The sequence below is a fragment of the Vibrio sp. 10N.286.48.C11 genome (assembly GCF_041469805.1).
GTDB lineage: Bacteria > Pseudomonadota > Gammaproteobacteria > Enterobacterales > Vibrionaceae > Vibrio > Vibrio crassostreae_C.
The window spans coordinates 1-16,854 of record NZ_JBFRLK010000134.1; the positions used below are offsets into that span (position 1 = coordinate 1).

The following is a 16,854-nucleotide window of genomic DNA, read 5'->3' on the forward strand; positions in this document are numbered from 1 at the left end:
TCTTAAGTGAACGGCATTAGAGCACTAGGCTCGGTTTTTTAATAACTTTTGTTACTGTAAAGATTACAGCTCAGCGTTGTGGTAAACCTGCTGAACGTCATCACAGTCGTCAAGCATGTCTAAGAACTTCTGGAATTTCTCAGAATCTTCTTCAGCTACTGGCGTAGTTGTTTGAGGAACGAAAGTGATTTCCTCAACGTCTAGCGTTAGCTCTGGGAACGCAGTGTTTAGTGCAGTCTTCGTTTTGAAGAACTCAGTCGTTGGAGCGAATACAGTGATTACACCGTCTTCTAGCTCAACGTCAGTCACGTCTACGTCTTCCATCATAAGCGTTTCTAGGATGATCTCGTCATCTTCGCCTTTGAACTGGAATACAGCTTGGTGAGCGAACATGTGAGAAACAGTACCTTCAACACCGATTTTCGCGCCAGTCTTAACGAAACATTGGCGAACGTCTTGGAAAGTACGGTTGCCGTTGTCAGTTAGACAGTCAACGATTACGCTTGTGCCACCTGGGCCAAAACCTTCGTAGCGAGCTGGTTGGAAGTCTTCACCGCCGCCGCCGTTCGCTTTATCGATCGCTTTTTCGATAACGTGTGCTGGTACTTGGTCTTTCTTCGCTTTAGCAATCAGGTGCTTAAGAGGTAGGTTCATGTCTGGGTCAGAGCTGCCGTTCTTAGCCAGTACGTAAATCTCTTTACCGTATTTAGAATAAACTTTAATTTTTGCGCCTGCAGTTTTCGCCATTGAGGCCTTGCGCACTTCAAAACTTCTTCCCATCGGGATCTTCTCTCTGATTCAATTAACGGTGCAAATTCTAGCAAATTACTGTGTCATTTCAATTCTACAGCACTGCTGGGCAAGGTTTGTCTGCGTTTATGCGACACCCATTACCCGTTTGTATTTTTCTACAGACTGTTCAAACCACACCTTTTCATCTGGGTCACCTAGCTTCATTGCTTCTTCAACAATGGCTTCAGGGCCACATTTCGCTTGCTTCAGTTTCCATACAAGAAACGATGCTTGCTTATCCAGTTCGATTTTATTTTTCTCGCTGGGTGGAAGGAGTGAAAGGTTGATAGACATTGCTAGCCTTCGTCTGTAATACACTTGGCCGAGAAATATATCATAGAGCAGCCTCATAAAACCAATACTATGAGTAGTAGAAAGGATTTATGAGACAAGAAACCAAGCAAGTGCTGATGTAGGTCAAGCTAGTTTGGGAAAGTGCGTTTGGTGAAGAGCAACTAAAAAGTGAAAAGCAGAGTTTTGAAAGTTAGCTTACTAAACAACAAAAAGGCGTTAAGGATCGATCGATAATGATTGATAGAATAAAATTGGACCCTTAGATATCTTCTGATTTAGTTCAATAGCTCTTTTTATATCTAACCGCTTTCCATAAGCTAGCACTTCTCTTGTAGCCTCAACATACCCTTCTAATAACTCTAACGATGCTTCCATTCCGAGAATATGGAGATTCATTCTAGCCTTACGCAAAGTTAGATTACTATTGAATGAATTTAGGTAAGCTGTTTTCAAAGAGCCGTCATCGACTTGATCTCTTAGATAATTCGCTAATGTAGTCGTATAAATCGCCATTAAATGCTCAAATTCTGCTACATCATTTGCAGTTTTCATTAACAGATCATTCCGCAGCTTTTGAGCGTCTTTCTTTTCGTCATTGTCGTTATTCAACTTTGTTAAAAGATAAGTTGATGCTGCACCAACTAAACCACCACATAATGTCCCTAATACAGGAAACCCAGACTTAACTATATCGTTATATAATTGTATTTCTTCATTTGTCATTGTATTTGCACATTTTAATAGTAGTAAAAAGAAGGAGCGAGATTTAACCTATAAGTTGGCTCGTTTAACAACCTTCTGTGGCTAAAGAACTGCCAACATTCTCAGCACCTTTAAGTATATAAATTGAAGTGAGCCCTACTCCGGCAACAGATAGCGCGTGCTTCTGCCACCAGAACCAGATTTAACTAAGCAGCCATGCTCAATCAAAGCATTCAAATGACGTGTTGCTGTGGCACTGCTCACCTTTGCTACTTTCTGATATTGGCTGGCATTGATACCTTCTGAAAAATCACCATCGAGCATCCTATTCAGCACTTTTACTTGCTCTGCTGTAAGCTTGGTTTGGTCGATGCTGCGCCAATAGTTGGTCTTATATACAGTTTGGTCGACCTCAGCGAAAACCCCTGTAAACGTCTCGTCTAACGTATCTAAGAACCACATCAACCATTCGCTAATATCGAGTCCCCCTTTCTGGGTTCGCTCCAATATCTCGTAGTAATGCTTGCGGTTAGCGAGAATTCCCACCGACATCGCATAGAAGCGTACCGACTGCTGCTCGGCCTGTGCTAACGCCAAGTCGGTCAACAATCGAGTAATACGACCATTACCATCATCTAACGGGTGTAAGGTGATAAACCAAAGGTGAGTGATTGCGGCTCGCAATAGAGGATCGAGTGTGGCGTCGGTAAGTGAATCATTAAACCATTTGATAAATGTATCTAGCTCAGCATCAAGAATGTCTCGGCTAGGCGCTTCAAAGTGCACGGTTGGGCGGTCAATTCTTCCTGATACCACTTGCATCGGAGCGTCACCTCGTAGCTGACCTCCAACTACAGGGTTAAACATGGTGTAGCCTTGAGGAAACAGTCTATCTTGCCAATGTAAGATCCTATCAAGCGCTAGTGGCTCTGTTAGGTTCTGCACCGCATCCAACATAATTTCAGCTAGGCCATCGGTTTGTTCTGTCGTTGGAAAAGGTCGATCTTCACTGACACCGAGTTTATTGGCTAAAGAAGACCGGACCGAGAAAGCATTAAGCTTTTCTCCCTCAATCGCACTGGAATGGACTATGTTCGCTAATAAGGTGTCGAGCATGGTTTGGGATTGATCTGCCGACTGTGAGGTAATCTTGCCCAATAGAATGCCCTGATTAAGCCGTACTTCTCTTAACCTCACGCCTATTTTCTGATTATCCCAAACAAAGTTTGGCCAATTATCTTGCTGCCAAATCCACATATTACACCCCATGATGCGAAAGTATCACTTATTCAACTCATACTATGAGCTGTTTAAGGCAATTATTCAACTCACATTATGAGCCGAATAATGAGTTAATCGCATCACAGAGGTTGCAAGAGTAACTCCTAACCTACAAAACTATTCACTCACCGCGAACACATCGCAGCGTGAGGCGCAGATGAAGTCATTTTTGTGCAGGCCTTTGATTGAGTGGCTCCACCAAGTGACGGTGACTTTGCCCCACTCCAATAAGATCGAAGGATGGTGGAACTCTTCTTCTGCCAGTTCTGACACTATGTTGCTGAATGCCCATGCTTGCTTGTAGTTCTTAAACTTGAACACCTTCTCAAGCTGCGGGATGCCGTCTCTTTCGATGATCTGCCAGTCTGACAACTCCAACAGTAAAGATTGTTGTTCATCTTCACTTAGGGCAATCGCGTCGATACTGCAGGCTTCGCATTTTTGTTCATTCAACATGTGTTGGTTCCTTGGGTTCAAAAAGTGGTGGTAGTAACCCCGCATCGATGGCGAGATCAGCTTGCTGTAATAGGTTTTCCTGACTGATTTTAAAGAGCTCAGATAGCTCGTCGATCACGTAATATTTCGGCTGCATGATGTCGATACGATAAGGCGTTCTTAAAACCGTTTGCAGATCGAACCGCTCGCGAACGGCCAAATCCCCTCCCAACGCATACATAGTTTCCGCTGGAGACGAAAGAATGCCACCGCCATAGATTTTCAGTTGTTGGCCTTCTTTTACTAAACCGAACTCAACCGTAAACCAATACAAACGGGCAAGATAAGCGCGCTGTTTAGATGTGGCGGCTTGGCCTAGTTTTCCATAATGCTCAGTGAAAGCCGCGAAATCGGCATTAGTGAGCATGGCACAATGGCCGAAAATTTCATGAAAGAAATCAGGTTCTTGTAAGTAATCGAACTCGTCTCGCGTTCTCAGAAATGTCGCAACTGGGAATTTCTTATTGGCGAGCAAATCAAAGAATCGGTCGAAATCGATCAATGCAGGCACAGGCTGAACTTGCCAACCGGTTGTTTCCATTAGCACTTTATTTATCTCTGGCAGCTGGGGAACTCTGTCTAATGGTAGATCCAGCAAGGTCAGACCGTGCAAATAGGCATCGCAAGCGCGGTCACTAATGACGTCCAGTTGCCTTTTCACCAAGTCGTGCCAAATGGCATCTTCTTCGAGGCTCCACTCAACCCATCCCTCTTGGCTCACGGGCTTAGAATGATATTGAGTCATTACACACCTCCTTTCGAATGTCTCACTTTAAGCCTATCTCCACTCCTTATAAGCGCCAATTTGCGCGATTTTTCGAAACAAGCGATCGTGTAACATTTTATTTACACAATTCCACCAAGCGCTTATTTTGCTGAACTTTTGACTTTGTAAAACCTAAATACCAGACTGAAAACGTTAACTTTTTGTTAAAGGTAAAGGAATGCACGAAAGCAATAAGCCCATTTGGCAGCCAAGCGAGCAGCGTATCGCCGATGCCAACTTAACCCGATTTATGGATAGCCTCACTCTGTCAGGATTAAAGCCACAAGACTTAGGGCTAGAGACGGAATGGAAAAACTACACGGAGCTTCATCAATGGTCTGTGGAACATCCCGAGTCGTTTTGGCAGAACGTTTGGCAGTTTTGTGGAATGGTGGGCTCGCAAGACAGTATTGATAACGCACAAAGAGAGCTCATCAAAACTCAAGGCGAGAGCCGTTGGCAACAGTCAAAATCGAATCGCGATGCGGTGTGGTTTCCGAATGCTCAAGTTAACTACGCCGAAAACTTGCTGCGTTTGGCACACACCATGCCTGATGAGCTTGCGATTTGGTTTGAGAATGAACGTGGCGAACAACAGAGTTATACATGGGAAACCCTGTGTGAAGCTGTCTCTAGTGTTCAGCAATGGCTTGTCGATAGCGGAGTGAAACAAGGTGATATAGTTGCTGCGTATACTCCCTATCTGCCACAAACCGTGATAGCCATGCTAGCCGCCACCAGCTTAGGCGCGATTTGGACATCGACCTCGCCTGATTTTGGAGTAGAGAGTGTGATTGAGCGATTCGGACAGGTGAAACCTAAGGTGCTGTTCACCTGTGACGGTTACACCTTCAATGGCAAAACGTTCGATATGGCGGGCAAGAACCGTGAAATCATCGAACACTTAAACGAATTAAAACAGGTGTGTGAGATCGGTTATTTGAAACCGAGTAATGACTTAGAGAAGAGCGATTTAGAGAAGAAAAAAGTTGAACATGATGTGTCGATTCTAAGCTGGCACAGCATCATTAATCACTATCAGACAAAACCTCTTCGATTTACTCGTGTCGGCTTCAATGAACCGTTGTTTGTACTCTACTCTTCCGGCACCACAGGCAAACCCAAATGTATAGTGCATTCTGTCGGTGGCACTACCATCAACCACCTAAAAGAGCATCAGCTTCATTGCGATATTAAACCAAGAGATCGCGTGTTCTACTACACCACTTGTGGTTGGATGATGTGGAACTGGCACGTATCTGCGCTCGCCAGCGGTGCTTGTTTGGTTATCTTTGATGGTAGCCCGGTTTACCCGCAACCTAACGTTCTATGGGATTTAGCGCAGCGTGCTGACGTATCGACATTTGGCACCTCAGCCAAGTACATAGAAGCGATTGAGAAAGCCGAACTCTCACCAATCGACAGCCACTCTCTGCCTCAATTAAGAACACTGTGCTCGACGGGTTCTGTGCTTTACCCAGAGCAGTTCGATTACGTTTACAAGCACATCAAGCAAGACCTGCATTTAGCGTCGATTTCTGGCGGCACGGATATTTGTGGCTGCTTTGTTTTGGGTAACCCAATCTCACCAGTGTATCGCGGTGAGTGCCAACAGGCAGGGCTCGGCGTCGACATCAAGGTGTTCAACTCTTCTGGTGACAAGGTCAATCACGAACGTGGCGAACTCGTGTGTACAAACTCCCTACCCAACTTCCCCGCAGGCTTTTGGAATGACATCGGAGAGCGCTATCACAGCACTTATTGGGATAGGTTCGATAATGTCTGGCATCACGGTGATGAAGTCGCGCAGAGCGCACATGGTGGCTATCTGTTCTACGGTCGAGGCGACACCACACTCAACCCTGGTGGCGTGCGAATTGGTACCGCTGAGATCTATCAACAAGTGAACACCATTGAGGGCGTTGTTGACTCGATAGCAGTCGGTAAAGACATCGATCGTAATGAGCAGATATGGCTGTTTGTTCAACTGCAGCAAGGTGTGGTTCTAGATGATAAGTTATTGACAACCATCAAAAGCAAACTCAAATCCTCTTGCTCACCGAGACATGTACCAAGCCAGATATTTGCGATAAGTGATGTGCCAAAAACACGCTCTGGCAAACCGGTGGAGTTGGCGGTGAAACAGGTCATCAATGGTAAGAGTGTAGAAAACCTCGGGGCTATCGCTAACGCCGAGGTTTTGAAAGAGATAAAGCGTGTTGTTTCGCTCTAGTGTTGAGACATAAAAGAGCGTGACCTAGAAATAAAAAGGGAGCCTTGACTAGAGGTTCCCTTAAGTAACACCGACGATAGGGGGGAGGGGTGTTAATCTTCAGCCTTCAGGAGATATAGCAGAAGGTTTCTAAAATCGACTAGATGCGTCCTTCACTGCCACACATATGAATTTTGTCCATCACGACTTGCTTCATCGCTGCTTTGCCTGGAGTAATGTATTTACGTGGGTCGTTGGCATCGGGATGATCAGCAAAGTGCTGTTTTACCGCGTCAGAGAATGCAATTTTCAGCTCAGTCGCCACGTTGACTTTAGAAACTCCGAGGTCAATGCAACGACGAACCATTTCATCTGGTACACCTGACGCACCATGCAGAACGAGCGGAATATCAACCACAGATCGGATCTTGTCCAGACGAGAAAAGTCGAGTTTCGGTTCTGCTTTGTACAGACCATGAGCAGTGCCAATTGCCACAGCTAACGAATCAATACCGGTACGACGAACAAACTCAGCAGCTGATGCAGGGTCAGTCATTAACGCATCGGCAGTATCAACGATTAAATCATCTTCTTGGCCACCCAAGCGCCCTAATTCAGCTTCAACGCTTGCATCAAAGCGGTTGCAGTATTGAACCACAGAACGCACGATGTCTATATTTTGGTCGAAGGCATGATGAGAGCCATCGATCATAACAGAGCGAATACCATGGCCCACCTTAGTGCGGATATCCTGCAGATCTTCATGGTGATCAAGGTGTAAAACGAGCGGAATTGAGTGTTTATGCGCAGCTTCTTTGCAGATACTGATTAGATAATCGGTGCCTGCATAGTCGTAGGTGCCTGGTGTGCCAGCAAGAATAACTGGAGAGCCCATTTCTGATGCTGTCTCAACAATAACCTGCACAGTTTCTAAGTTGTGAATGTTGAATGCAGGAACTGCATAACCACCTTGTTGAGCACGTTTTAACATTTCACGAGAAGAGATTAGATACATAAAGCCTCCTGACTTGGTACGGATTCAGTTTCGAATACAAGATGTCCGTTCACCCAAGTTTTAGTAATTGAGAAATCTGATTTAACTGCCACCATAGAAGCGCGTTTACCCACTTCTAAACTGCCTAATAAATGTTGTAAGCCTAGCGATTTAGCCGGTGTTAAAGAGGCCATCAACCATGCTTGTTCAAGTGGCAGGTTTAGCCACTTCTGAATGTTTTGTACCGCTAGCGGTAAGGTCAAAGTGCTACCAGCTAAGCTGCCGCTATCGGTGGCTACTACTCCATATTTCATGCGCACCGTGTACTCTCCAAGAGTGTAATCTCCATCAGGCATCCCAGTAGCACTCATCGAGTCTGTAATGAGCGTCATACGTCTACCACAGCAGCGATGTGCTATATCTATAGCTGCCGAATGCACATGGTGCCCATCAGCGATCATCTCTACATAGCTGTTGGGGTGGGTAAGGCCAGCTCCAACCACTCCGGGGTCACGGTGATGCAATCCACGCATACCGTTGTAGCAATGGACAATGCCATTCGCACCAGCCTCTAGAGCCTGCTGAACCTGCTCATAACTGGCATCGGTGTGACCAAGCATCACTTTTACATTGTGTTTTCGTAAATACCGGATAGCTTCCAACGCCCCTGGCTTTTCGGGAGCAAGCGCGACTGTAATTAATTGGTTATCACTGTAAGACATCCACTTATCGAGCTCTTCGACAGATAGATCTCTAAACCATGTGGTTGGATGTGCTCCGCGGTTTTTCTCCGTGAAGTAAGGCCCTTCTAAATACGCACCGAGGATTTCAGCACCGACAACACCCCGTAGCTTGCTTTTAGCCACTTGTTGAAGTGCAGCCCGAATTTTTGCCACTGGCGCAGTTACTGTCGTAGCAACGAACGCTGTGACGCCAAGGCTGGCAAAGTAACGTGACATTGTGTTCAAACTGTCATGGCTAGCATCCATAACATCGCAGCCCTTTGAGCCATGTACGTGACTATCAATCATGCCGGGAAGTAAACTAACTTCACCTAAATCAATAAAATCTATATGCTTCTGAGGTTCAAATGGCTCGATAGCGTCAATAATCCCCTCGCCATTAATAGTGATTAAGGCATTGGTAAGCCAAGTCTCACCGTGTAATATCCGCTGAACTCGATAGCTATTGCGCACATTCGTGTGTCGTTCAGATCCCATCTTCTTCTACCGTATCTGTAATTGGTGCTCTTTGTTCCATTTCCGCAGCCAATGAAGTAATTCCTCTATACCCACATTCGACAGCTTGCTTGCGAAACTCGATCAGACTAAGCTCATCGCGTTCAAGTAACATTTCCGCAGCCATCTGCATGTTTGTCCCTGTGACCACTTCAATGTCGTCTCTTTTCTGACTCAGAAGAGATGCGGTACGAAATGGTGTGCCTCCCAGCAAATCAGTCAGAAAAACAATGCCTTCTCCAGAATCAATTTCTTTTATCGCCTCTCGCATTGCCTTTTCAAGCTGTGATGTAGTTGCCTCTTCCGGGAAGTCGATAAACCTAAACTGAGGCTGTTCGCCAATGACTTGGAATACTGCTTTTGCTAGACCAGACGCGAACCCACCGTGACCAGATAAAATTACTGCAATCATTTCTATTTCCCTTATTAGGGCCGATTACTCAGCCCCTGTTAATCATGTGGAGGTAAGTTCTATAAGAAGCCCATAAAGCGACCTACTACACCCAGAGCGACAGTCAGGCCAATCAGTTTGAGCGGACTCCAACCTCGCTTAACCAAGGCGTACATTGTCAGGGTATAAACAAGTGGTAAGAACGCTGGCATCAGTTTGTCGATAACATCATCTTGTAGTTTTACTACTGCGTCGCCCGCGGTAATTTCAGCTGTTGTTGACAGGCGGACATAAGTTGCAACCAATGCGCCGATGACCGTCATTCCGACCATAGATGCGGCGTGTCCCACCTTCTTGGTATTAGCTTTAATCACTGGAATGGCCGCTACTCCCATGCGGTAGGCGTAATGTGCCAGACCAAAACGAAGACCGAAGTGCACCACGTTAAACAAAACGAAAAAGAACACTGCCCCCATAATTGAGCCCTGGAGTGCAAGGTCAGCACCGATGCCACCACAGATAGGTAATAGTGTTAACCAGAACATCGCATCACCGATACCACCCATTGGCGCACCGACTGCAATCTTGGTGCTTTGGATACTGTTGATGTTCTGCTTTGAGCGCTCCATTGCCAGAATGATACCCATTACAAATGTCACCAAAAATGGGTGTGTATTAAAGAACCCCATGTGACCTTGCATCGCTTTAGAAAGGTCAGCTTTATTTGTGTGTATCTTCTTCAGCGCTGGTAGCAGGCCATATAACCAGCCAGAAGCCTGCATACGCTCGTAGTTAAAAGAGGCTTGGAGCAACAATGAGCGCCATGCCATGCGGTTGATGTCCGCTTTGGTTAGCTCAGCGCCAATTTCTTTGTTTTCATATTCATCTGCGCTAACACCAGGAGCTGGCTGCACATCAGCGTTTTGTTTACGAAGGTCTAGTTCGTTGCTTACATTAGATTCCATCTTCAAAGTCCTCAGCGGGTGCAGTTACAGGAGTTGGTTCTGTTTTACGAATAAAGTCGATGATTGCCATCGCTGTCGCGGCGGCCGCAATCGCAAGAATTGGGAGTTGTACCCAAGCTGCCGCAACGAAACCTAAGATGAAGTAAGGGATGTAAGCATTCTTCATCATGATCTTCATCAGTACTGCGAAACCAATAGCTGGCATGATGCCGCCGGCAACACCTAGGCCGTCGATAAGGTCTTTTGGTAGGACTTCAACGATTTTTCCAGCGTGCTCTGCACCAAGGTAGGTAGGTAAGAAAGCGCATAAAAAGTAGAATGAACCTAGTACGGAAAGCGCCATATAGTTCACGCGTTCAATACCGTCGGTATCTGCGTTTTGTGCAAACTCATCACACTTAGACATAACAGCTGACATTGCAGAGAACAGTAGGGTGATACCCATTTGAACTGCAACCGCAAAAGGAACAGCGACACCAACCGCGACATTAGGCTCAACTTTAGTGGTAATTGCGAAAGCCGTACCAACGATAGTACCGATGATAACGTTTGGTGGCTGAGCGCCAGCAAGCGGAGCTAGACCCATCCAGATCAGTTCTAGCGTACCACCGACTAAAATACCGGTTTGCAAGTCGCCTAAAATTAGACCAACAAGCGGACCAAGTACTACTGGACGGTGGAAGTGAGTCAGACCGTTGAACATATCAAGGCCCGCAAAGAAGGCTAGGATGCCGAGCATCACCGCCTGTAAGAGTCCTATTTCCATGATTGGTGTCCTTATTATTAGATAAGAGTAAAAATGTCAGTTGCACTTTCAGTTGGTACACCTTGAATTGTGCATGTCACCCCAAGTGCTTTTAGTCGTGCAAATTCCGCCACATCTTCAGCATCAACTGAAACTGTTTTAGCAATTTGTTTTTTACCTTCGGCGTAGTGCATGTTACCTACGTTGATACTGCTAATTGGTAAGCCGCCTTCGACCAATTGACGGAAATCTTTTGGAGTACGACAAACCAATAGAATGCGCTGACGAACAGCCGCTTTATGGATGGTTTCGATAGCCTTTTTTACTGTCCAGAAACGGATTGCGATACCATCAGCGATGACCATTTCCATCAGGTTTTGTTGAATAGTGTCTTCTGCTACTTCATCGTTAACGACAACTATAATATTGGCATCTGCAAAACCCACCCACTGCACACCTACTTGCCCGTGAACAAGGCGTTCATCAATACGACTTAAAACGATATTTGGCATGGTCTAATTTCCTTATAGAACTCTTTACTGATTGAATGGGTATATTGTGACGCCTTGCACCACACGGTTAACTTCACCAGTTGGGCATGGGTTATCTGGTCCCAAACCAAGTTGGAGTGATTTTTCACATGCCAACATTTGGCAGAACAAAATGAAGGGGAAGCACAGCCACTGATCGCCAAAGCCTAATACCCCAAGTTCAAAAACCCCTTCTTCATTGAGCGCGACTTCTGAGATAGCAACATGGCCGAGAGCCTGTTTGTCTCGACGGATTTCATTGAACAGGTCCATATCGTATTGACGCGTGTACGACTTGCTAGAAAGTAGCTGAATAACTAATGCTTTGTCGTTAATGGTAAATTTGGGACCATGACGAAAACCTAACGATGAATCGAAAGTCGTCATCACTTTACCCGCGCTGAGCTCCAACGATTTCAATGAAGCTTCTCGCGCTAAGCCGGAAAAGCCACCGCTGCCTAACACAACCAGGCGTTCATAAGGCATGCATGCCAGTGCTTTAATAGCTGGTTGCCACTGTTTTAGCTTGTCTTCACACAAGGTTGCTGTCGCGGCGATTTGTTCATTCCATTGGCTTGGCGACTGCCCACCAAGTAGCGTCAATGTCGCCATCAACATGCAACTGAAACTAGAGGTCATTGCGAAACTTTTATCGTTGGAGCCTTCAGGCATCAGCATGCAGTAAGCATTATCAGCAGTTTGGGCATAATGAGAGAGCCTCCCTTCTCCATTACAGGTTAAAAACAGGTGGTGGCAGTCACTAACCAATTGTTCGACCAGTGCCACTGCGGCGACGCTTTCAGGACTATTGCCAGAGCGTGCATAAGAGACAAGCAGGGTCGGACGAGATGGGTCAAGGTACTGCTCAGGATTTGACACTAAATCGGTCGTTGGAATTGACGTCACTTGGAAACCAACTCCTTGTTGAATAAACGGCGCGGCTGCATCACCAACAAAAGCTGACGTACCTGCACCTGTCAAAATGATGCGTAAGTCAGAGTGTTGTAACAGTGGATTCAAAAATGCACTTACCGCATCATGTTGTTGCTCCAAAATATCGGCCAATGCACGCCATAAGCGTGGCTGATGGCTGATTTCTTTCGCTGTATGAATACCATTATGTTGCTCTAGCCATGGCTGTTCGTAGCCTAAAAATAGGTTCATTAAATCGTCTCCTTACAAACCACTGCATTTGAATAACAGGCTGCGGAATAGACCTCAGTCACTTCCATAACCTTGTGAATTACGATGTCAGCGGGATGGTTTTCAATTTGATTTTGAGAAATGGCCTTAGCCTGATTTGGCAAATATTGGCTAAGGATCGTTACTGGCAACGGACTGGCAGCCAGGTTGTCAAATAAAGCCTTCTGCGATGCTTTCACTTCTGGATGAGTCCAGTAGTAACGAATGCGATCGCTCAGGCTGTAGCTGCAATCAAGGAATTGCTGGTGGCCTTTGCTTGAGTAGTGTGAGCGCCAATAACTTGGTTGTTCATGCATTACCTGTTCAATGGTGTCACGTAAATGTGAAGAGTGATGAGTTCCCAGCCATTCTTTTTCGGCGCGTTCAAGACCATAGAGAGCTTCACGCAAAGCAAATGTCAAAGCAGGACCCACTTTAAGAATGGCGAAATGGTCACCCACTAGTTGGCGGTAGGCTGGTGGGTTCTGGTAGTCGGTAGAGTGAGCTTCAAACACAAGGTGTGGCTGACTATCGATCATCTTACTCAGTGATTGAGCCTCATGACTTCGATAGTGGTGCACCATATGGTGGTCAAACTCAACGCCCGGCTGAACAACTAAAGCAATAACTCGCGGCCAGACATAACCAAGTCCAGCATCGCTGAATGCCCGATGATGAGCATCCAATGTTGCCAACGCCTTCTCTGGCTTAGTCACTTCGATACACTCTTCCTGCAGCGAGTCAAGTGCACCGCCTGGAGTAGGTACTTCCGTTCCAACTACATAAACAGGCGCTTCACCGCCAATACTTTTCCATGCCTGCTCCGCAACCACACACAGCTTTGCGGCACGATCTGCCATTAGTTCTTCACTAAGAGGCAGTTGGTCATCAACACAAGGCATTGAACAGTCGAGGTGAATTTTCTTAAATCCTGCACAAACATAGTCATGTATCATCTGAGCTGAATATTCCATTGCCTGACTTGAAGATAAGTTTTGCCAACAGTTTGGGCCAAGGTGGTCACCACCCAACACAACTTTATCTGCAGGAAAATTGAGACGTTCAGCTAAAGAGAACACATGGCTAGAAAAATCTTGCGGTGTCATTCCGGTGTAGCCACCAAATTGATTCACCTGATTAGACGTCGCTTCTATGAGCACCAATTGTTTATCTTGTGCCGCTTGTTTAATGGCGGCTTCAAGAACTAGCGGGTGCGCCGAGCAAACAGAGTAAATACCAGTTGATTGGCCTTGCTTATGCTGTTCAATTAAAGAAAGTAACGCTTTCATATTTATTCCTAGTTAACAGTTTGATCGGCAATAATCACTTCAACACCCATTTCAATGAGCGCTCGGTGCGTTGCGTGGGGAATATTGCTATCGGTTACCAATACATCGATTTGGTTTGCTGCGCGGATCATACAAAAGCTCTTTCGCCCAAATTTGCTTGAATCCGTAACAGCAATAATTTGGCGAGCGACTTCGCACATAGATCGGTTAACTTGTGCTTCTTGAGAGTCCGGCGTGGTCACTCCAGCCTGTAGATCGAATCCGTCCACGCCCAGGAACAGCTTGTCAAAAAGGTAAGAGCGGATTTGTTGCTCTCCATGATTTCCAATCAATGAACAAGACGCTCGGCGAAGGCTTCCACCGACAACATGAAGGTCGATGTTTTCGAATTTACTAAGTTGATAAGCAGTATTGAGTGCATTGGTCATGACAACCAATTGCTGTTTGTTCATCAAATACTGAGGCATAAGACCTATTGTGGTACCTGAATCTAAGATAACCGCCTCACCATCGTGAATAAGATTCGCTGCTACTTGAGCAATGGATTGCTTGGCACTGCGATTAAGCTGATCTTTGCGGTACAAAGGTTGGTCAAATGCAAAGTTAGGGTTAAGCGTTGCGCCACCATAACAACGAAATACGCAGCCTTCTTTTTCGAGCAAATTGAGGTCATGTCGAATCGTGACTGCAGAAACATTGTACTGGTCTGAAAACTCATCCACTTTGCCTGAGCCATGGCTACGTATGTGCGCCATAATTTGCTGTCTTCGTTCTGCACTGCTCATATACGAAACCTCTTACGTTTCATTTCACTTTAAGCATGAAATGTTTCGACTTTCTTTTGGTTGGTATTAAAGCAGGACAAATAATAAAAAAGTGAAACCTAGATCACAGCCAATTAGCTTTCGATTTCAGGCTAAAAAACCTTTCACTTTAGGATAAGTGAAAGTATTTACTTTCACTTATGATTGAGGATTACGCATTGAAAGAGCCATAAAGGCTGACTTTCGCAATTTAACAAGTGAAAGAGAGTGAGAAACTGACTCGATTGGTGGAGTTTCGAAGCCCAGCCTGCGTGAGATCACAAACTGGATTATCTGCTGATATTTTTGTGGTTAGCGAAATGCAAAACCAGCCTCGTTCAGGCTGGTTCTATTCGTTCTTGTAGCACTGATTTGGCTAAAAGGTAGGAAGTTGGAAAGCTGAGTTAATCCACTATTCGCACATCAACACCAAGATCAGTGAGCTGGTCGACGTAAGTCTGAGGAATTCCGCTATCTGTGATTAGCATGTTGATCTGCTCAGGACTAGCAATCAGACAAAAGCTATGGCGATCAAACTTCGATGAGTCTGTCACTGCAATCACAGTTTGTGCTGCTTCAAGCATTTTTCGATTGATGTTTGCTTCACCTTGATGAGGAGTTGTAATGCCAGATGTCTTGTCAAAACCATCAACCCCTAAGAACAATTTGTTGAATCGAAAAACCGTCAAAAAGTCCTCGCCGCCTGTTCCATGTACCGAATAAGAATTGTCACGCATAGTTCCCCCCGTGACCATAACAGATACATTACTTTGATTAGCAAGATGGTAAGCGATGTTAATACCGTTAGTCATAACAACCAAATCTTGCTTCCCTTCCAGATGATAAGCAATTTGCTCTGTAGTCGAGCCTGAATCAAGAATGACTTTGTCACCGTCTACAATCAGTGATGCTGCATACTCTCCTAGCTTCGCTTTAGTATTGTTGTTGAGCTGCTTTTTATCATTGAGTGGTCGCTCAAAGGCAAACTGATTATTGAGCACAGCACCGCCATAACACCTTTTTAAACAGCCTTTCTTTTCTAGATAGTTAAGGTCATTGCGAATCGTAACCTCTGAAACATTGTAAAGTTCCGAAAAATGGTTAACTTCACCTTTTTGGTGAGTTTGAATGTAGTGAAGGATCTCTTCACGTCTTTGAGCCGAGGTGGTCATAGGGGAATGTTCCGACAAGTAATCATTTGCTCTAACTAATTTCAACAGAGCACCATAACAAGCACCTTACTCCATGATGTAATGCGGTGTCACCCGACAAGTTAGGTAATGACCCCCTTCTTTCGGGGCATTTCATGATAGTTTTTCACGTCTCGTAGCCGTCTGAAATCCTTAACGCACCGTCAACCTCGACACTTATATATTCAATCTAACTTTCGAACTTCACACCAAATAGCTAATCCACTGCAAAGGAAATACCGTGTGACTTAAATCGTCGACGGCCGCTGCCGATTGAAAACCCATAACTTCGTGAAGCAAGCAACGGGAGAAACACTGAACACTTTAAGCCGCCCTTGATTTTCCGATACGTGTAATTACATTCGGCTAATCTAGAAATAGGGCGCAAGTACGCTTCAGGGCAGGCACAATAAATGACAATTGAGACATCGTATTTGTTCAATGAATCATACGACCTAGACCTAGGAGGACCGAGCTGCGTCTTAAATCAGCCTTTGAAAGACTATTTTCTCCAATAAAAATCGAATCAAAACCACTATTTAAGCTCGTGAACCCTCGCCTCAGTTTTGCCCCGTACCTTTTCTAAAGATCTTAATGCGATCTGAACGTCATATTTAAAACAAAATTTGAAAATTAATCATTTTATAGCCAGAGATAATATTCACTAAAGACGAATCATTTATACAAAAAAAGAGTCCACTACTGGATTGTATCCAAGCTTATGGATATTTAATCGAATTACAATAACTCCCGTTTCCACAGCTCCATTTCTAGTGAAATGATAATTTGATAGCTATCACATTTAGAACAGTTATTTTCCCATACTATCTCGGCATGTTAATTACTTAAGAGTAATTAAAAAACTAGTCACTCCTATTAATAAGCTTGAATTTAATTAGAAACAAGCGGTTAATCCCTACGTAAAATAAATAAAATCATTATTAAATGATCGGAGACATTATCATGCGGCTTTGTTGCGTAATTC

General features: G+C 45.0%; 17 protein-coding genes. 1 reads left to right on the top strand and 16 read right to left on the bottom strand.

Annotation, left to right across the window (positions count from 1 at the left end; translation table 11 throughout):
- Positions 1-63 precede the first annotated feature (63 nt).
- From AB4209_RS21960 to phhA, 6 genes are all read right to left on the bottom strand, one after another.
- Positions 64-780: a YebC/PmpR family DNA-binding transcriptional regulator gene (locus tag AB4209_RS21960; RefSeq protein WP_010432326.1), complete on the bottom strand. Its 717-nt coding sequence runs from the start codon at positions 778-780 to the stop codon at positions 64-66.
- A 96-nt stretch (positions 781-876) separates the two neighbouring features.
- A complete protein-coding gene (locus AB4209_RS21965; protein WP_008216860.1) occupies positions 877-1,086 on the bottom strand; it encodes a DUF3283 family protein in 210 nt (69 codons plus the stop codon).
- A 216-nt stretch (positions 1,087-1,302) separates the two neighbouring features.
- Positions 1,303-1,809, bottom strand: coding sequence for a hypothetical protein (locus tag AB4209_RS21970; RefSeq protein WP_017066729.1), 507 nt, complete (start codon positions 1,807-1,809; stop codon positions 1,303-1,305).
- A gap of 135 nt (positions 1,810-1,944) precedes the next feature.
- Positions 1,945-3,045 carry a Fic family protein gene (locus AB4209_RS21975; protein ID WP_372057381.1) on the bottom strand — a complete coding sequence of 367 codons (1,101 nt, stop codon included), beginning with the start codon at positions 3,043-3,045 and terminating at the stop codon, positions 1,945-1,947.
- A gap of 141 nt (positions 3,046-3,186) precedes the next feature.
- Positions 3,187-3,525 carry a 4a-hydroxytetrahydrobiopterin dehydratase gene (locus AB4209_RS21980; RefSeq protein ID WP_017065112.1) on the bottom strand — a complete coding sequence of 113 codons (339 nt, stop codon included), beginning with the start codon at positions 3,523-3,525 and terminating at the stop codon, positions 3,187-3,189.
- Complete coding sequence (gene phhA, locus AB4209_RS21985; protein ID WP_017066732.1) at positions 3,515-4,309, bottom strand: phenylalanine 4-monooxygenase; 795 nt, start codon at positions 4,307-4,309, stop codon at positions 3,515-3,517. Before phhA ends, AB4209_RS21980 begins: the two co-directional genes overlap by 11 nt.
- Positions 4,310-4,508: 199 nt before the next feature.
- Between phhA and AB4209_RS21990 the strand changes: the two genes are divergently transcribed.
- On the top strand, positions 4,509-6,563 hold the full coding sequence (locus AB4209_RS21990; RefSeq protein ID WP_372057382.1) for an acetoacetate--CoA ligase: 2,055 nt from the start codon (positions 4,509-4,511) through the stop codon (positions 6,561-6,563).
- A 139-nt stretch (positions 6,564-6,702) separates the two neighbouring features.
- Here the strand turns inward: AB4209_RS21990 and AB4209_RS21995 are convergent, their stop codons facing one another.
- The 10 genes from AB4209_RS21995 to agaR (AB4209_RS22040) form a co-directional block, all read right to left on the bottom strand.
- Complete coding sequence (locus AB4209_RS21995; RefSeq protein WP_009846040.1) at positions 6,703-7,557, bottom strand: tagatose bisphosphate family class II aldolase; 855 nt, start codon at positions 7,555-7,557, stop codon at positions 6,703-6,705.
- Complete coding sequence (gene nagA / locus AB4209_RS22000; protein ID WP_372057384.1) at positions 7,548-8,756, bottom strand: N-acetylglucosamine-6-phosphate deacetylase; 1,209 nt, start codon at positions 8,754-8,756, stop codon at positions 7,548-7,550. The genes AB4209_RS21995 and nagA overlap by 10 nt, the downstream gene beginning before the upstream one ends.
- The gene (gene agaF, locus AB4209_RS22005; protein WP_009846038.1) at positions 8,746-9,186 is read right to left on the bottom strand and encodes a PTS galactosamine/N-acetylgalactosamine transporter subunit IIA; all 441 of its coding nucleotides are present in this window, start codon (positions 9,184-9,186) and stop codon (positions 8,746-8,748) included. Before agaF ends, nagA begins: the two co-directional genes overlap by 11 nt.
- Positions 9,187-9,245: 59 nt before the next feature.
- Entirely contained in the window at positions 9,246-10,130 is an 885-nt protein-coding gene (gene agaE / locus AB4209_RS22010; protein WP_135381095.1) for a PTS N-acetylgalactosamine transporter subunit IID, read from the bottom strand.
- Positions 10,120-10,896, bottom strand: a complete 777-nt coding sequence (gene agaW / locus AB4209_RS22015; RefSeq protein WP_009846036.1) for a PTS N-acetylgalactosamine transporter subunit IIC — start codon at positions 10,894-10,896, stop codon at positions 10,120-10,122. The genes agaE and agaW overlap by 11 nt, the downstream gene beginning before the upstream one ends.
- A 17-nt stretch (positions 10,897-10,913) precedes the next feature.
- A complete protein-coding gene (agaV, locus tag AB4209_RS22020) occupies positions 10,914-11,387 on the bottom strand; it encodes a PTS N-acetylgalactosamine transporter subunit IIB (RefSeq protein WP_009846035.1) in 474 nt (157 codons plus the stop codon).
- A 24-nt stretch (positions 11,388-11,411) separates the two neighbouring features.
- Positions 11,412-12,569 (bottom strand): SIS domain-containing protein, encoded by a 1,158-nt coding sequence (locus AB4209_RS22025; RefSeq protein ID WP_009846034.1) that lies wholly within the window; start codon positions 12,567-12,569, stop codon positions 11,412-11,414.
- Positions 12,569-13,876 (bottom strand): D-tagatose-bisphosphate aldolase, class II, non-catalytic subunit, encoded by a 1,308-nt coding sequence (locus AB4209_RS22030; RefSeq protein ID WP_372057387.1) that lies wholly within the window; start codon positions 13,874-13,876, stop codon positions 12,569-12,571. Before AB4209_RS22030 ends, AB4209_RS22025 begins: the two co-directional genes overlap by 1 nt.
- Before the next feature lie 8 nt (positions 13,877-13,884).
- Positions 13,885-14,661 (bottom strand): transcriptional repressor AgaR, encoded by a 777-nt coding sequence (gene agaR, locus AB4209_RS22035; RefSeq protein WP_009846032.1) that lies wholly within the window; start codon positions 14,659-14,661, stop codon positions 13,885-13,887.
- A gap of 422 nt (positions 14,662-15,083) precedes the next feature.
- Positions 15,084-15,851, bottom strand: coding sequence for a transcriptional repressor AgaR (gene agaR / locus AB4209_RS22040; protein ID WP_009846031.1), 768 nt, complete (start codon positions 15,849-15,851; stop codon positions 15,084-15,086).
- Between the last annotated feature and the right edge of the window lie 1,003 nt (positions 15,852-16,854).

Excerpts from the sequence above, each read along its gene's own strand:
- AB4209_RS21960 (WP_010432326.1), bottom strand. The coding sequence starts at position 780 with ATGGGAAGAAGTTTTGAAGTGCGCAAGGCCTCAATGGCGAAAACTGCA.
- AB4209_RS21965 (WP_008216860.1), bottom strand. The coding sequence starts at position 1,086 with ATGTCTATCAACCTTTCACTCCTTCCACCCAGCGAGAAAAATAAAATC.
- AB4209_RS21970 (WP_017066729.1), bottom strand. The coding sequence starts at position 1,809 with ATGACAAATGAAGAAATACAATTATATAACGATATAGTTAAGTCTGGG.
- AB4209_RS21975 (WP_372057381.1), bottom strand. The coding sequence starts at position 3,045 with ATGTGGATTTGGCAGCAAGATAATTGGCCAAACTTTGTTTGGGATAAT.
- AB4209_RS21980 (WP_017065112.1), bottom strand. The coding sequence starts at position 3,525 with ATGTTGAATGAACAAAAATGCGAAGCCTGCAGTATCGACGCGATTGCC.
- phhA (WP_017066732.1), bottom strand. The coding sequence starts at position 4,309 with ATGACTCAATATCATTCTAAGCCCGTGAGCCAAGAGGGATGGGTTGAG.
- AB4209_RS21990 (WP_372057382.1), top strand. The coding sequence starts at position 4,509 with ATGCACGAAAGCAATAAGCCCATTTGGCAGCCAAGCGAGCAGCGTATC.
- AB4209_RS21995 (WP_009846040.1), bottom strand. The coding sequence starts at position 7,557 with ATGTATCTAATCTCTTCTCGTGAAATGTTAAAACGTGCTCAACAAGGT.
- nagA (WP_372057384.1), bottom strand. The coding sequence starts at position 8,756 with ATGGGATCTGAACGACACACGAATGTGCGCAATAGCTATCGAGTTCAG.
- agaF (WP_009846038.1), bottom strand. The coding sequence starts at position 9,186 with ATGATTGCAGTAATTTTATCTGGTCACGGTGGGTTCGCGTCTGGTCTA.
- agaE (WP_135381095.1), bottom strand. The coding sequence starts at position 10,130 with ATGGAATCTAATGTAAGCAACGAACTAGACCTTCGTAAACAAAACGCT.
- agaW (WP_009846036.1), bottom strand. The coding sequence starts at position 10,896 with ATGGAAATAGGACTCTTACAGGCGGTGATGCTCGGCATCCTAGCCTTC.
- agaV (WP_009846035.1), bottom strand. The coding sequence starts at position 11,387 with ATGCCAAATATCGTTTTAAGTCGTATTGATGAACGCCTTGTTCACGGG.
- AB4209_RS22025 (WP_009846034.1), bottom strand. The coding sequence starts at position 12,569 with ATGAACCTATTTTTAGGCTACGAACAGCCATGGCTAGAGCAACATAAT.
- AB4209_RS22030 (WP_372057387.1), bottom strand. The coding sequence starts at position 13,876 with ATGAAAGCGTTACTTTCTTTAATTGAACAGCATAAGCAAGGCCAATCA.
- agaR (WP_009846032.1), bottom strand. The coding sequence starts at position 14,661 with ATGAGCAGTGCAGAACGAAGACAGCAAATTATGGCGCACATACGTAGC.
- agaR (WP_009846031.1), bottom strand. The coding sequence starts at position 15,851 with ATGACCACCTCGGCTCAAAGACGTGAAGAGATCCTTCACTACATTCAA.